The 16,196-nt window shown below is 31.3% G+C and carries 7 protein-coding genes; 6 read left to right on the forward strand and 1 reads right to left on the reverse strand.

What is annotated here, in order from left to right; translation table 11 throughout:
* The first annotated feature begins 58 nt into the window (after positions 1-58).
* The 4 genes from BFJ87_RS08895 (at position 59) to BFJ87_RS08910 (ending at position 10,523) form a co-directional block, all read left to right on the forward strand.
* Positions 59-3,778 carry a two-component regulator propeller domain-containing protein gene (locus BFJ87_RS08895; RefSeq protein ID WP_245799614.1) on the forward strand — a complete coding sequence of 1,240 codons (3,720 nt, stop codon included), beginning with the start codon at positions 59-61 and terminating at the stop codon, positions 3,776-3,778.
* 180 nt (positions 3,779-3,958) lie between these two features.
* Positions 3,959-7,030 carry a SusC/RagA family TonB-linked outer membrane protein gene (locus tag BFJ87_RS08900; RefSeq protein ID WP_077403023.1) on the forward strand — a complete coding sequence of 1,024 codons (3,072 nt, stop codon included), beginning with the start codon at positions 3,959-3,961 and terminating at the stop codon, positions 7,028-7,030.
* 21 nt (positions 7,031-7,051) lie between these two features.
* Positions 7,052-8,638 (forward strand): RagB/SusD family nutrient uptake outer membrane protein, encoded by a 1,587-nt coding sequence (locus BFJ87_RS08905; RefSeq protein ID WP_077403027.1) that lies wholly within the window; start codon positions 7,052-7,054, stop codon positions 8,636-8,638.
* Between the two features lie 79 nt (positions 8,639-8,717).
* Complete coding sequence (locus tag BFJ87_RS08910; protein WP_077403030.1) at positions 8,718-10,523, forward strand: alkaline phosphatase; 1,806 nt, start codon at positions 8,718-8,720, stop codon at positions 10,521-10,523.
* A gap of 58 nt (positions 10,524-10,581) precedes the next feature.
* Here the strand turns inward: BFJ87_RS08910 and BFJ87_RS08915 are convergent, their stop codons facing one another.
* The gene (locus BFJ87_RS08915) at positions 10,582-11,193 is read right to left on the reverse strand and encodes an RNA polymerase sigma factor (RefSeq protein ID WP_077403032.1); all 612 of its coding nucleotides are present in this window, start codon (positions 11,191-11,193) and stop codon (positions 10,582-10,584) included.
* A gap of 110 nt (positions 11,194-11,303) precedes the next feature.
* On the opposite strand from BFJ87_RS08915, the gene BFJ87_RS08920 reads away from it, so the two are divergent.
* A complete protein-coding gene (locus BFJ87_RS08920) occupies positions 11,304-12,479 on the forward strand; it encodes a FecR family protein (protein ID WP_077403034.1) in 1,176 nt (391 codons plus the stop codon).
* A gap of 99 nt (positions 12,480-12,578) precedes the next feature.
* The gene (locus tag BFJ87_RS08925) at positions 12,579-16,196 is read left to right on the forward strand and encodes a SusC/RagA family TonB-linked outer membrane protein (RefSeq protein ID WP_245799615.1); all 3,618 of its coding nucleotides are present in this window, start codon (positions 12,579-12,581) and stop codon (positions 16,194-16,196) included.

Here is a 16,196-nt window from a genome sequence, read left to right on the forward strand (position 1 = left end):
GTTAATCTAAACCTAATATTAACTTGACCTTGGTAAGGTATTTTAGCTGTTTGTAAAAATGGCGATGAAAACGAAATTTTATATAGTATACCTCCTGTTATTAGCTTCTTTGTATGGCTACTCTCAACAATTAAAGTTTATAAATTATACTACAGACCAAGGATTGTCTAACAATTCTGTTCTAGATATTGTAAATGATAATGATGGCGGATTATGGATGGCTACTTGGGATGGACTTAATTATTTTGACGGTTACACCTTTACAACATTTAAACACAATATTAACGATCCAAAATCTTTACAAAGTAATTACTTAACTAATATAGAAAAAGATAAAAACGGTTTTATATGGACCTTTAGTAATGAGGGCTTAATTAGTAAATACATAGGTAATAATGAGTTTAAACACTACAAATTTAGCCAAAGACCTAGAGCAATGTACGCATCTACAAGTGGTGTTATTAACGTTTGGGTTGGTAATAAAATTTATAAATATAGCAATGGTAGTTTTGTAGAGGGCGCAGATGGTGCATCTAAAAACAAGGAAAAAAACGAATTAGAAAAAATACTTTTAGCTAAATATCCTAACGTAGTTATAAATGATGTTCTAAAGGATAAAGATGGTAATTTATGGTTTGCTACCTTTAAAAATGGTATTTACATTATACCTAATCATGTAAACAATTTAACTACAAGCTTAATACATAATTATACTTACGATGCTTATACGCCATATACTTTTTTTAGTAATGAAATTACATCATTAAACCAAGATGTTTATGGTAATGTTTGGTTAGGTCAAAAAGATGGTGGTTTAGCTATGGCATATGCAGGCTCACAAGAAATTTCGTCTGTTATACCACATCCTAATAGATTTCCTCACTTACCTGTAGAAACCACAAGAGCCATAACCAAAGATGTAGATGGTAATATTTGGATAGGGTATTACAATAGCGGATTATACCATTATAGCCAAAAAACAAAATGTTATTTAAAATTTGCTGTAAAAGAGTCTACATATAATGATGAGTGGGAGCGTATAAGAAGTCTTTATACCGCTAAAGATGGTAGTATTTGGGTAGGTACATATGCAGGTATTTTGCGTATTAAAAATAATAGTTATACCACTTTTGAAGCTGCTAATATACCAGAGTTGCCCAACAACAGAAGTTATTCTTTTTATGAAGATGATGCCAATGTATTATGGATTTCCTGTTGGGGAGGTATAGCCAAATACAATATAAAATCTCAAAAATTTGAAACATTTAAGGGACAAAAAAATTTTGAAGACTACAATATAAGAAACATAAAAAAAGATGGTAATAATTTAGTAATTGCTACCGAACAAGATGGCGTTTTTATTTTAGATCTTACCACGGGTAAACATAAACAACTTACAAAAAAGAGTGGTATTTTAGGTAATAGCGTTTATTCCCTTTTTATAGACCATACCACATCAAATTATTGGATAGCATCACTAGGAGGTGTAAGTGTGTATAATAAGCAAAAAGGAGTTGTAAAAAATATTACAGATGCCAATGGTTTACCAAGCCATATGGTGTACGGTATTCTAGATAATCAAAATCAAATATGGGTAAGTACAACTAAAGGAATAGCTGTTATAGATAAAAACACATACCAAGTAACTCCGTTTAATCCTAAAGAAGGTTGGCAAGCACCAGAATTTTCTGAAGGAGCCTACTATAAAGACAACAAAGGATTATTATTTTTTGGTGGCGTAATAGGACTTAATTATTTTAACCCTAATGCACTTGCCATACAACCTAATACAGCTAAATTAAAAGTACAAGTAAATAACAAATCTATAACCAACAAAGTAATTAATAAAAAACATAGTAATAACACTGTAAATGTAACAGTAACTCCTATTGTGTTTCCGGTACGTAAAGCAAGTACTTACTATTATAAATTACAGGGTAAAAACACAGACTGGGTTTTAGCTCAAGGAAAACAAAATATAGCATATCAAAATTTAGCTTCCGGTAATTATACTTTTCTATTAAAAAATAATTTAAATGATACGCCGCAGGAGGTTTTTAGTTTAAAAATTGAAAAAGCATTTTATGAGACCATTAGTTTTTTTGTTTTAATATTAATGCTAGTGGTATGTATAGGATTGTTGTTTATTTATTTAAAAAATAAAACTGCAAAAGCAAAACACAAAAAGCTTGAAGAGCAAATAACAGCAAGAACAAAACTTATAGAAAAACAGAAACAAGATTTACTAAAAATTAATAGTGAGCTAGATGATAAAAACCAAGAAATTATTCTTCAAAAAGAAAAACTCCTAAACTTACACAACAATTTAAAAAATCAGGATTTTGAGGTAGATAAGTTTAAAACTTTTGTGCTTTCTCAATTTCAGCAGCCATTATCGGTAATATTAAAAATGGCAAATGAAATTAAACAAAACCAAGAACCAAAAACAGAAATATTACAACAATCTGGTAAAATAATAGATTTAATATCAGAGTGGAACTATTTAGATCATATTAAAGAGTTAGGAGACGTTAAGTTAACCTCTGTAAAATTATTACCTATTTTAAAAGAAATAGCTACTAGTGTAAAAGATAAATTAAAACAAAATAACGCAAATTTTAATGCACAAATAGATAAAAGTATTAATTGGGTAGAGGTAGACCTATTAAGGCTAAAACTATTATTAAAATATATTTTTAATGATATAGTAAAGTACTCAGAAGCCAAAAGCTTATTAGATGTAGCTATTGTTTTACAAGAAAATACATTGCAATTTACAGTAACGTCTAACAGTACAGTTTTACAAAGTAATGTAAAAAATATAATAAACTATAGTCCGTACTACAAAGCATTTTTAGTACTTATAAAGGACCTTAATGGTACTTGTAACCTAAATGAAACAGGTAACTTTAGTTATAGTTTTACTTTACCAGTTTTAGTAATGGAAAACAGCACAAAAGCTGTAGAAACTATTTCATGGAAACATTTAGATATAAAAGAAAAACTTCCGGCCAATAAAAATAAAATTTTAGTATTTACTAGTACATCAAATTTTAATATATCTAGTCAGTTATTGCAAAATCCAGATAATTACTTGTTGTTTGAAAATGTAGTAACCAACCTTTCATCAGCATTAAAACAATTACAGATAGATGTTTTAGTTTTTTACCAAGTAAGCTTTACTAAAGAAATAGCTTATTTTTTACAGAAATATAAAGAAATTCCTAAAAAGGATAGAGTCCCGTTAGTGTACATATCAGAAGAAATTAACTATGCATTGCAAGAAACCTCATTAGAGTTTGGTATAGATGTGGTAATACAATTACCGGCTAGTAAGTTTTTTATTAGCAATAAAATTACGTCTTTAATTAACAGGAGTGCAGGTCGTGGGCACAATAAGTTTCAGCAAGAAATTTTTAAAATTTTAACAGAAGAAAACGACCTACAATCTAGCAATGAAAAACTTTTAAAACGAAGTTTAGAAATTATAAAAGAAGAATTGCCCAACCCATCCTTTAATGTAGAGAAACTAATATCTATCTTAGAAATATCTAGAATTAAATGCTATAGATTGTTTAAAGAGCAATTGGGGCAATCTCCGTCAGATGTAATTACTTCTTTACGTCTACAAAAAGCAGAATACCTACTTAAAAACAAAAAATTTAATATCTCTGAAATTGGGTTTGAGTGTGGTTATAGCGATAGCAAATATTTTGGGCGCACATTTAAAAAGCATTTTGGTGTAAGTCCTAAAACGTACAAAGAACAAAAAACATAAAATTTATTGTTTGCTTAGGATTAGCTATATGTTAGGTTAATGTTACTGTAACAAAAGTCCTATTTTTTGATGCTCAAATAGCACTTTTTGCACTAATAGTCCGCCTGCATGATACAATTTTACCCCTTTTAAAAAATACCACACAATACATTTGAGCAAAACAAAAAACTATAAATTAAAATGAAAAAATTATACTTTTTTCTAACGCTCAGTTTAGGGTGTTTATCTACCATGCTAGCGCAGGTAACAGTAAAAGGCACAGTAGTGTCTAATGCAGACGGATTACCAATTTCTGGAGCATCAGTAACTATTAAAGGTAAAACTACAACAGGTACTGCAACAGATTTTGATGGTAATTTTACATTAGAATTAAAAGAAGAAAACGGCGTACTTGTAGTCTCTTCTTTAGGCTTTGCTAGTAAAGAAGTTGCTTATAATGGTAACCAAACTATTTCTGTTGGTTTAGATGAAGCAACAAATTCTTTAGATGAGGTTGTACTTATTGGTTACGGATCTACAAAAAAAGGAGATTTAACTTCAGCAATTGGTACAGCAGCTAATGTAGGTACAATTACAAGCAGACCTGTTAGTAATTATAAAGAGTTTTTACAAGGTAATATAGCAGGTGTTACGGTATTAAGTTCTGGTGGAGATCCAACTAGTACTGCCAGTATTAAAATCAGAGGTATTGGTACATTAAACTCAGAGTCTCCATTGGTTGTTGTTGATGGATTACCATACAACGGCCCAGAAATTAACCCAAATGATATTGCTTCTATATCTGTATTAAAAGATGCCGCTTCTGCTGCCATTTATGGTGCACAGGCTGCCTCTGGTGTAATTGTTATAGAAACTAAAAAAGGTAAAAAAGGTAAACCTAGGTTAAATGTTAACTATTATACAGGTATTAAAACGGCCGCTAATTTGCCTACTCCTTTAACAGCACAACAACAGGCAGACGTATATAATTTAGCAGCAGATAATGCTGGTGTACCAAGACAGTCTGCTCATGATGCCGCGCAAAACCCATACGGACAAGTAAACCGCACCAATTGGATTGACGCAATTTTTAGAGATGCTACTGTAAATAATTTAAATATAGATTTAAGTGGGGCAGGAGAAAAGTTTAATTATTACACTTCTTTTGCATTTAGAGACAGAGAAGGTGTATTAGAAGGTACAAGTTCTCAAAACTATAGTTTAAGATTAAAAGCAGATTTTAATATTACAGATAAAATTACAGTAGGAGAAAATATTTATTTCTCTAGAGATGAAGCCTATGGTACTAATACAGATAATCCATATTCTGGTACTATAATAAACGCAATTTATATGCCTTCTGCATCACCAACACGTTATGAGGATGGTAGTTTTTCGGGTGTTGTACCAGAGAGTTTATCACAGTTTGCAGGTGCTTACGGAGATGTTTACAACCCATTAGCTTTATTGTTAAGACCAACAAAAGAGTCTCCTAAAACATTTATAAATGCAAACGTATATTTTAAGTATGATTTGTTAGATGGTTTAGCATTTAAATCAAGCTACTCATATTCTTATAGAGATAATAAAACAAAAGAATTTTATCCTCGTGTACCAGAATTAGGGCGTAGTAACAGTCAAAATTCATTATTACAAACAAGTAATACCCAAAATAAATGGATTTGGGACAACCAGCTTTCGTATAATAAATCTTTTGGAAACCATAATTTAAATGCAACAGCAATTTATTCTGCTCAAAAAACAAAAGGAGATTATATATACTTGCGTGGAACAGGTTTTTCATCTGAAGAACCATTCAATCAATATTTACAAAATGCAGAACTTATAAATAAACCTAGCAACAATCCTTTTGAAGAAACTTTAACTTCTGCTATTGGTAGAGTTATGTATAACTATAACAATAAGTATTACATTTCTGGTAGTATACGTACAGATGAGTCATCTAGGTTAGCTGTAGAAAATCAGTCAGATACTTTTACTTCTGTATCTGCTGGATGGAGAATTTCTAACGAGTCTTTCTTTAATATACCTGCAATTAACGATTTAAAACTGAGAGCATCTTGGGGAGAAATAGGTAACATACAATCTATTAGTGGTTATTACCCTTTTGATGTTCCTGTGGCAAGTGGTAATGTAGTTATGGGTGAAAATGGTGCTTATTTTGATAATGTTGGTAGTTACGTACAAAGAAACGCTAACAGAGATTTAAAATGGGAAACAGCAGAGTCTTTAGATTTTGGTTTAGATGCATCTTTATTTAACAATAGCTTAAGTTTAACTGTAGATTATTTTGAGAAAACAACAAAAGGAATGATAATTCCTGGTTTAGCAGATATTAACCAAGGTATTTCCCCTGCAGATGTAAATGGCGGACAAGTAAAAAATACTGGTTTAGAGGTTTCTGCTACATATACAAATACAAATGGTAAGTTAAATTATAGCATTAATGCTAATGCAACAACTATTAAAAATGAGTTAGAGAACTTAGACGGTTATGCATCAATTGGTCAAGATATTTTTTATCATAATGACAATGTAAGAAGCGTGTTAGTACCTTACCAAACAAAGGTTGGTGGTGCATTATACACACCATTTTTAATACCACAATTGGGTATATTTAATACACAAGCAGAAATAGATGCATATACTAAAGATGGTAACTTAATACAACCTAACGCTAGGCCTGGAGATTTTAAATTTCAGGACACTAATAATGATGGTAAAATAGGCTCCGAAGACCGTGTGTATTATGATGCTTACCAGCCAAAATTAACTTACAATTTAGGTGCTAATTTGGACTATAAGGGTTTTGATTTTAATGTTATTTTACAAGGAGTTGCAGGTGTAAAAGCTTTTAATGGTTACAAGTTTACAACGTATAACGCTGCATTGTCTGGTTATAATTTAGATAACAGAGTATTAGACGCTTGGTCACCTACAAATACAAATACAGATATTCCTGTTATTTCTACAAAAGATGATAATAAAAACTTTGGAACTGCATCTAGTTGGTATTTAGAAGATGCATCATACTTACGTATTAAAAACGTAACCTTAGGATACACTTTTAACAACAAGGTAATGGATAAATTATCTAAAGGATCATCATTAAGAATGTATGTGTCCGGAGAAAACTTAGTAACGTTTACTAAATATTCAGGTTTAGATCCAGAAGTAGGTGGTAAAGGACTAGATATTGCTAAATATCCAGTAGCAAAAACATTCACATTAGGATTATTACTGTCATTATAATCTCACTAAAAAAAGAATACAATGAAAAATACATATAAAAAATTAGGGTTAGTTGCTTTGGGTGTTTTAGGGTTAAATTTAACCTCTTGCTCAGACGATTTTACAAACTTAGAACCATTGGGTAAGGTGTCTAATGAGAGTTTTTGGAAAACAGAAACAGATGCAATACAGGCTGCAAATGGTTTGTACCAATTAATGGAAGACCAAGAAATGTTTGGTAGAGGTTTTTTCTGGTACATTAACGCCTCTGATGATATGATTACTGGGCGTATTAAAGCCACAGCAGACGTAATTAAAGATTTTAATATTGATGGTAGTGAGGGGAGTTATACCTCTACTTGTTACACAAAATCTTACCAAGTTATTAGACGTGCTAATGATATTTTGTTAAACGTTCCAGAAATGGAAATATCAGATGACATTAAAAATCGTGTTTTAGGTGAAGCATATTTTATGCGTGCCTTTAGCTACTTTTGGGTAGCACATACATATGGTGATGATGTTAATGGTGGTGTACCAATTATTACAGTAGATAATATGTTTGATGAAGGAGGTAGTTATGCAAGACCTGCTTCTGTTGTAGAAAACTACAAGCAAATTGAAGAGGATTTAAAAATGGCAGCAGATTTGTTACCGTTGTTTACAGACTATAGTGCAGAAGATTATGGGCGTCCTCATAAAGATGCTGCCCTAGGTTATTTAGCTAAAACAAACTTATACTGGGCAGCATATGATGCCTCTAGGTATGCAGAGGTCGTAAAGTATGCAGATGCAGTTGCAACATCTGGTTCTGGAAGAGCTTTAATAGATACAGATAACCCTGCTGTAGATTACAGAGAACTACATAGCCACTTAAATAATTGGACAAGCGAATATATTTGGTCTGTAAATTCTGGTGTAGATCGTGGTAGTATTTTATCTGGTGTGATGCTAGAAAACAAAGGCTGGGGTAAATACAACGGTTGGGGTTATTACACTCCGTCTGAAGGGTTGTATAATGAGTACGAAACAGGAGACGTACGTAGAGGTGTTACTATTTTAAATTTTGGTGATGAATTTAAGTACTTTGGGGAAGATAGAAGATACCAATCTGAAAACTCAATCTCTGGTTTCCAGTTTAATAAATATATGTATGAGTTTCAGTTTGAAAACCCTATTGGTCAATATTTAAATCCAAACGGAGACAATCCAACTACTGTTTACAATGTGCCACTAATGCGCTACGCAGAGGTGTTGTTAATGAAAGCCGAAGCCTTAATTGCAGACGGTAAAAATGGAGATGCACCATTAAATATGGTTAGAGATAGAGCTGGTTTAGCACCAATAACTAATGCAACTATAGAGGACCTTAAACACGAGCGTAGAGTAGAGTTGGCTGGTGAGTTTGCAAACAGGCATTTTGATTTGGTTCGTTGGGGAGATGCAGCTGCTACCTATGCACAACCAATTTACGGCAGAGTTTACACAGATAGGTCTAACCCAGATTCTCCATACACGTCAGAAATAGTATGGCCTGCCAGAAATTTTGATGCATCTTATATGAATGTGTGGCCAATACCTAACACAGTAATAGAATCATCTGGAATACCACAAAATAAAGGCTGGTAAAATAATAAAGTTTCAATTAGTTTTTTTAACAAGGAAAGGGTGCTGTAATTGCGCAGCACCTTTTTTATAATACACTCATATGTTCACATTTAAGAAAAAATGTATCATTCTTCTCGTTAGCTTTTTTTCAATAATTTCTTTTGCTCAAAAAGAAAATGAAATTCTTATTCATTCTCATAATGATTATTTACAAAATGTGCCTTTTTGGAATGCTTTGTCTAGCGGAGCTAATATTATAGAAGCAGATGTTTGGCTTACTAAAAACAATTTATTTGTTGCACATACAAAAAATGAAATAATACCAAGTAATACGCTGCAAAGCTTGTACTTAAACCCTTTGCAACAGGCGGTAAAAAACAATCAGTTAACAACGTCTAATTTAATAGTAATGATAGATGTTAAGTCTGATGCAGAAAAAACAATAAACAAAATTATATCGATCTTAAAAAAGTATACAGATTTAACTACGCACAAAAATATTAAGTTTTTAATATCTGGTAACAGACCTAAACCAAGTACATATTATACGTATCCTAATTATATTTATTTTGATCATCAGGAGCTAAACAATAACCTAACTTCTAAAAATTGGGATAAAGTTGGTATGGTTAGCACAAGTTTTAAACAATATAGTGTATGGAATGGTAAAGGTAGATTAACACACACAGATTTTGATGTGGTAAGCAATGTAATAGCATCTGCTAAAAAATTAAATAAGCCTTTTAGGTTTTGGGCAACACCAGACTCTAAAACAGCATGGAGAACATTTGTAGATTTGGGTGTAGATGTTATTAATACAGATATGCCATACAAATGTGCTACCTACACAAAAACATTAGATAACCGTACAGTAACAACTCAAACTTTATCAGAAACTTATATACCTACTTATGCTTCTGATAATAAAAACAAGCCAATAAAAAACGTTATTTTAATGATTGGTGACGGTATGGGCTTGTCTCAAATAACGGCAGCAACAATTGCAAATAAAGGGCAATTAACACTTACGCAGTTAAAATCTGTTGGGTTACTAAAAACCCAATCTGCAGATGATCTAGTTACAGACTCTGCTGCTGCTGGTACTGCCATTGCTACTGGTCAAAAAACAAATAATAGGGCTATTGGTACAGATATTAATGGTAACCCTTTGCCTACTTTAGTAGAAATATTAGCAAAAGCTAATTTTTATACAGGTATTATAACTACAGATAAAATAACAGGGGCAACACCTTCTTCATTTTATGCAAAAGCAATAGATAGAGATAATACAGCACAAATAGCAAAAGATTTATTAAAAAGCGATCTTCATTTTTTTGCTGGTGGCGGGGCTAGCTTGTATAAAAATTTACCTTTAAATAAGCAATATACTATTGTAGATCATATATCTAAAGTAGGAGATAATACCTCTAAAAAACTAGGTGTATTTTTAGCAGATTCAGGAGTGCCATCTGTAATGGATGGTAGAGGTAATTTATTAGCCGAAACTACCAAACAAGCATTATTATACTTAAACAATAAAAACAAACCATTTTTTTTAATGGTAGAGGCAGCACAAATAGACTCGTTTGGGCACCATAATAATACTAAAGGTATTGTAACAGAGACCATAGATTTTGATAAAGCAATTACAGAAGCAATAAAGTTTGCAGATAGTAATGAAGAAACCTTAGTAATTATAACTGCAGATCATGAAACATCTGGTTTTGGTATTGCAAGTGGTAACGGTAACCACCAAAAAGTAGAAGGTGACTTTATAACTCATGACCATACCGCTACAATGGTTCCTGTTTTTGCTTACGGACCAAAGTCTAACAATTTTACAGGAGTTTTTGAAAACACAGAGGTGTTTTATAAAATATTAGAGGCATTAGAAGTAAAAAAATAGTTTTTTAATATTTCGTTTTTTAGTTTATTAGGCGTGGCAAAGTTTTTTGTCGCGCCTTTTAACTTTTAAAAAGTAGTACTCTTTTTAGTTTTAAGATAGAAAAATATAAAAATAAATTACTGTCTGTTTTATCATTTACTTTAGATCTTAAAATGTAAAAAGCTTTGGTAATTTGGGCTTCTACTGTTTTTATAGATATATTTAAATACTCTGCTATTTCTATATTAGTTAAACCTTCTTGTTTACTTAATAAAAATACATTTTTACACTTAGGAGGTAAATTTTGTATTTCTTGCTTTACCTTTTTAATAAGACTGTCAAAAGATATAACATCTGTTTCTTCTACTAAATCATGTAAAGCATCTAAATATTTTTTCTCTAACGGAAAAACATTTTTTTGTTTACGGTAATGGTCTATAAATTCATTATATACAGATTTGTATAAAAAACTCTTTAATGAAAAATAGGCCTTGAGCCTATCTCTTTTGCGCCAAACTCTCATAAAAACATTTTGCACAATATCTTCTGCCTCACTACGGTCATGTGTAAGGTTAAGGGCATAAACACAAAGCTTTTGGTGGTAATCATTTACAAGTTTATTGTATGCAGTTGTATCACCGGCCTTGAGTGCATTTATAAAATTAATGTCGCTATTTAATGTGGGACTCATATAAAAAGACAATAATTGGTTAAATATGTTGCCAATATATAAAAAAGTTTAATAAAATGTTAGGGTTATGTAAAATGCTTACGTATTAAAGTATATATGTTAAAAATATAATGAAAAAGAAAATAACAAAATTAGATAAGTTAATAGTTAAGTACCTTACTAGAGAGTCTACTAAAAAAGAGCTCGATGGTTTAGAGGAGTTACTTAATAACGACTTAAATAATGAAAAGTTTCTAAAGGAATATATAAAAATAAATGTTGTATCAGATTATGTATTACAAAAGTTTAATACAGAAAAAGCAAGGCAACAATTGTTAGATACTATTAAAGAAGATAAAAAGAAAGCAAAGCAAGCTAAAATTTTTACCTTAATAAAATATTCTGCAGCTGCAGCTGTAGCGGTACTTGTAATGTCTGGTATATTTTTTAAAACATCTTTATTTAATAAAACAGGAGCGGAGCCAGTACAAGTATCACATAATATAAAAGTAGGTTCTAATAAGGCAGTATTATCATTAGAAGATGGATCGCTGGTGGTTTTAGAAAATGGTAAAGAGGTTAATGTTGGCAAGGCAAAAAGCAATGGTAAAGAGCTTACTTATAAAAAAGGGAGTAGAAACAGTAAAATTATTTATAATTCTTTAACTATACCACGCGGAGGTGAGTATTCATTACAATTGTCAGATGGAACTAAGGTTTGGTTAAATTCAGAAACAAAAATAAAATACCCAGTACATTTTAAAAAAGGAGAATCTAGGACTGTAGAATTGGTTTACGGCGAAGCTTATTTTGATGTTTCACCAAGTACGCACCATAACGGAGATGGTTTTAATGTGGTTACCAACCAACAAAATATAGCAGTTTTAGGAACTGAGTTTAATGTGAAAGCATATAAAGATGAAAACTTTATATATTCTACTTTAGTAGAAGGCCATATAGTACTAGAAAATGGGACATACAAAGCAGATCTGTTGCCAGGACAACAGGCAGTTATAGCAAACGGAATTTCTGAAAAAGTTGAGGTTTACAACGTAAATGTAGATAATGAAATTGCTTGGAGAAAAGGAGTCTTTAACTTTAAAAATAAATCTTTAAAAGAAATAACAAAAGTATTGTCTAGATGGTATGATGTAGATGTTGTTATAGAAAATAAAGAATTAGAGAATATTAACTTTAAAGGAGTATTAGGAAAAACTCAAGACATAGAAACAATTTTACAAATAATTAAAAACACTAGTAATATAAATGCCTATGAAATAAAAAATAGAACTATTTACATAAAATAAAGGGAACAAAGTTTATGCCGTCCAAAGAATAACACTTTATCCCCCATTTTATTTGAATCTTGATTAATTAAGTAACTAACCAAAAAAACACTCAAATTTATGAAAATTAAATTAATGAATGTTCTCTTCTGCTATAGAAGAAAACTAATGATGACGATTATGAAAGCTTTTATCTTTTTATGGTGTACTGCAATTTTTAGTTTTACCACTACAAATTCGTTCTCACAAAATGCTAAAATTAGTATCAAAGCAGATGCTATAGTTAGCGTAGATATGGTTTTTGATATTATTATGGAGCAAACAGACTATAAATTTATTTATAGTGAAGGCTTTTTTGATGCTTACCCAAAAGTAACACTACATAAAGGAGTTATAAAAGCGAACGCACTGTTAGATAAAACACTAGAAAATAGTGATGTGTCTTATGAATTTTTGCCAAATAAAACAATAGTTATAGTAAAAAAAACAGATAACCTTACTGCTAATATGCAAATGCAAATTAAAGGTAAAGTGTTAGATGAGGGTAATTTACCATTGCTAGGAGTAACTATACTTGTAGAGGGTACAGCAAATGGAGTTACTACAGATTTTGATGGTAATTATGCCATAAAAGCGAAACCAGGTGATGTGTTAAGTTTTTCATATGTAGGTTATCTTACTCAAAAAGTGACTGTTACAGAAAATAAAAGTGTGATTAATGTAGTTTTAAAAGAAAACGTAAATGTTTTAGATGAGGTTACAGTAATTTCTACAGGATATCAGCAAATATCAGAAGAAAGGTCTACTGGTGCTTTTGAAACAATTAAAAAAAGTCAGTTAGACAAGCCAGCCTCTAGTATATCAGAAAGGTTAGTTGGTATGGTTGCTGGTTTACAAAGTACAATTAATGCAGACGGATCGGTAGATTTTCAGATTAGAGGTCAGTCTAGTTTATTTGCAGACCAACAACCTTTAATTGTATTAGATGGCTTTCCTATAGAAGGTGGTTTTGAAACCATTAACCCTAACGATGTAGAAAGTATTACCGTTTTAAAAGATGCTGCTGCTGCTTCTATTTGGGGTGCAAAATCTGCAAATGGTGTAATTGTTGTTACAACAAAAAAAGCAAAACAAGGAAAAACTAATATATCTGTATCTACTTTTGTAAAGGTTTCAGACAAATTAGATTTGGATTATTCTATCGCTTCAGCTTCAGCCAGTGATGTGTTAGCTTATGAGCAATCTGCTTTTGATACTAACTTTTTTGGAAGTCTTTTTGGAGGTCCTCAAGGCGCTAGTCCGTTTAATTTAAATTCATACTCTTTAGGGTTAACGGCTATGAATGAAGCTCGTTTAGGAAGAATAACAGCTTCAGAAAGAGACGCTACATTAGCCACCTTATCTGGATTAAATAATAAAAAGCAGATAGAGAAATATTTATTACAATCTCCTATTACATCACAATATAATATTAGTGTGTCTGGAGGTAGTGATACCATGAAAAATAACTTATCATTATTATATGAGGATAATAAAACTTTCTTTAAGGGAGATGAGCAAAGCAAATACCTTATTAATTATACGAGTAAAATAAAGGTTAATGATAGATTAGATTTTGATTTTGCAGGTATGATGCAGTATAGAGATATAAGAAACAACTCTGGAGAGCAAAATTTATATGGAGAAGGAGATATGCTTAGTACTATTAGGTCTTTAGCTCCTTGGGATATGTTGGTTAATGAAGATGGTAGTAGAACAGATTTATCATATTTAAAGTATTATACACCTAACTTAAATGCTTTTGTGCCTACAGATGCATTTCCGTATTCAGATTGGTCTTATAACCCAATAACCGATGTAGAAAACAGAGATTTTTCTACAAAAAGTTTAAATAGTCGTATACAGGCTGGTTTAAATTTTAAAATTATGGACGGTCTTTCTATTTCATCTAAAATACAGTATGAAATTTTTAAGACTAACGAAGAAAATTATTACAACGAAAAAACCTTTGATGTACGCCAGTTTGTAAACGAAACTTCTGGTTGGAACCGTGATTTTAATACTATACCAACACAAAATATACCTTCTGGTGGTATTTTAAAAAAATCTGACGCAACAATAAATTCTTATAATTTTAGAAATCAGCTTAATTTTAATAGAACATTTGCAGACAAGCATACTATTAACTTTATAGCAGGTACAGAACTGTCTAACAGAGTATATAAGAGTACAGTGCACCCAGATTCTTTTGGTTATAGTGATGAAACTTTAGCATCATCAGAACTGTTAAACCCTGTGCAATCTGCTACAATGTGGAATGGTTTTCCATTGCGTTTTGCTAGTTTCTATTATCCGTTTAACTTAACACCAACTAGTACTTACCAAGAAAATACAAACAGATTCTTTTCATTATTTGGTAACCTTGGTTATACTTTTAATAATAAATATACCATAACTGGTAGTTATAGAACAGATGCATCAAACCTAATAACAGACGATCCATCATTTAGGTACAATCCGTTTTGGTCTGTAGGTGGTAGCTGGAAAGCGCACAAAGAAGGTTTTTTAAATGATGTAGAATGGTTAAATAGGTTAAACTTAAGGGCAACCTATGGTTTTAATGGTAATGTAGACAGGTCTACTTCGTTTAAACCACTAATTGCTTTAGGCTCTTCATTAAATGTTTTTACACAAGAAAACACTGCAACCATATCTAGTTTTGGTAACCCAACACTTAGATGGGAAAAAACCAAAACTTTAAATTTTGGTGTAGATTTTTCATTATTTAAAAGCAGACTTAACGGTTCTGTAGATGTTTATAATAAGCAAAGTTTTGATTTAATTGTTTCACAGTCTATTGCATCTGTAAACGGTACAACTAACCAAAAATTTAATAATGGTGAAATGTATAACAGAGGTATAGAGGTAACACTTGGTACCACTTTACCTATTAGCGGTAATGATGTAGTTTGGACCGGTTCTGTTAATTATGCTTATAATAACAATAAGGTTACTAATTTCTTTAAAACTAATTATCAAGCCCCAGAATTATATAGCGGACCAACAACATCTTACGTAGAGGGGTATAACGCCAATACGTTATGGTCATACCAATATTCAGGTTTAACCAATGTGGGCACAGATGCCAATCCGGTATTAAAACCATCTGTTGTAGGTGAAGGAGGAACTCCTATAACATTAATTAGTTGGCCACAAGGTAATGCTATAGAATATATGGAGTCTCAAGGTACTTTAGTAGCACCTACCACAGTAGGTATGAGAAACTCTTTTAAAATTTATGATTTTGATTTATCATTTATAGTAACAGGTAAATTTGGACACGTATTTAGAAGACAAGGCTTTAACTATAACTCATTAGCAAGCGGTGGTAATACACAAGTTAATGAAAAGTATAGTGAAGTAGCTAACGGAGATCCAAACCAAATATTACCTATACCTGAAGAAGAAGGACGTTATTTTTTTTATGATCGTTTTCATCCTTATATGGATTATTTAACCGAAGATGCATCACACATAAGATTTCAAGAAATTAGTTTATCATATTCTTTACCATCTAAAGTTGTTAGTGATTTGGGTATTAATGCCTTACGTTTTTACGCACAAGCTAATAATGTTGGTACTATTTTATTTAACGATTTTGGAGAAGACCCAGAGTATCCTAAAGGAGGTTTACGCTTACAAAGCTCATTAACTTTTGGAATGAATTTAAACTTTTAA

This window comes from Cellulophaga omnivescoria (assembly GCF_001999725.1).
In the GTDB taxonomy this organism is placed as follows: Bacteria; Bacteroidota; Bacteroidia; order Flavobacteriales; family Flavobacteriaceae; genus Cellulophaga; species Cellulophaga omnivescoria.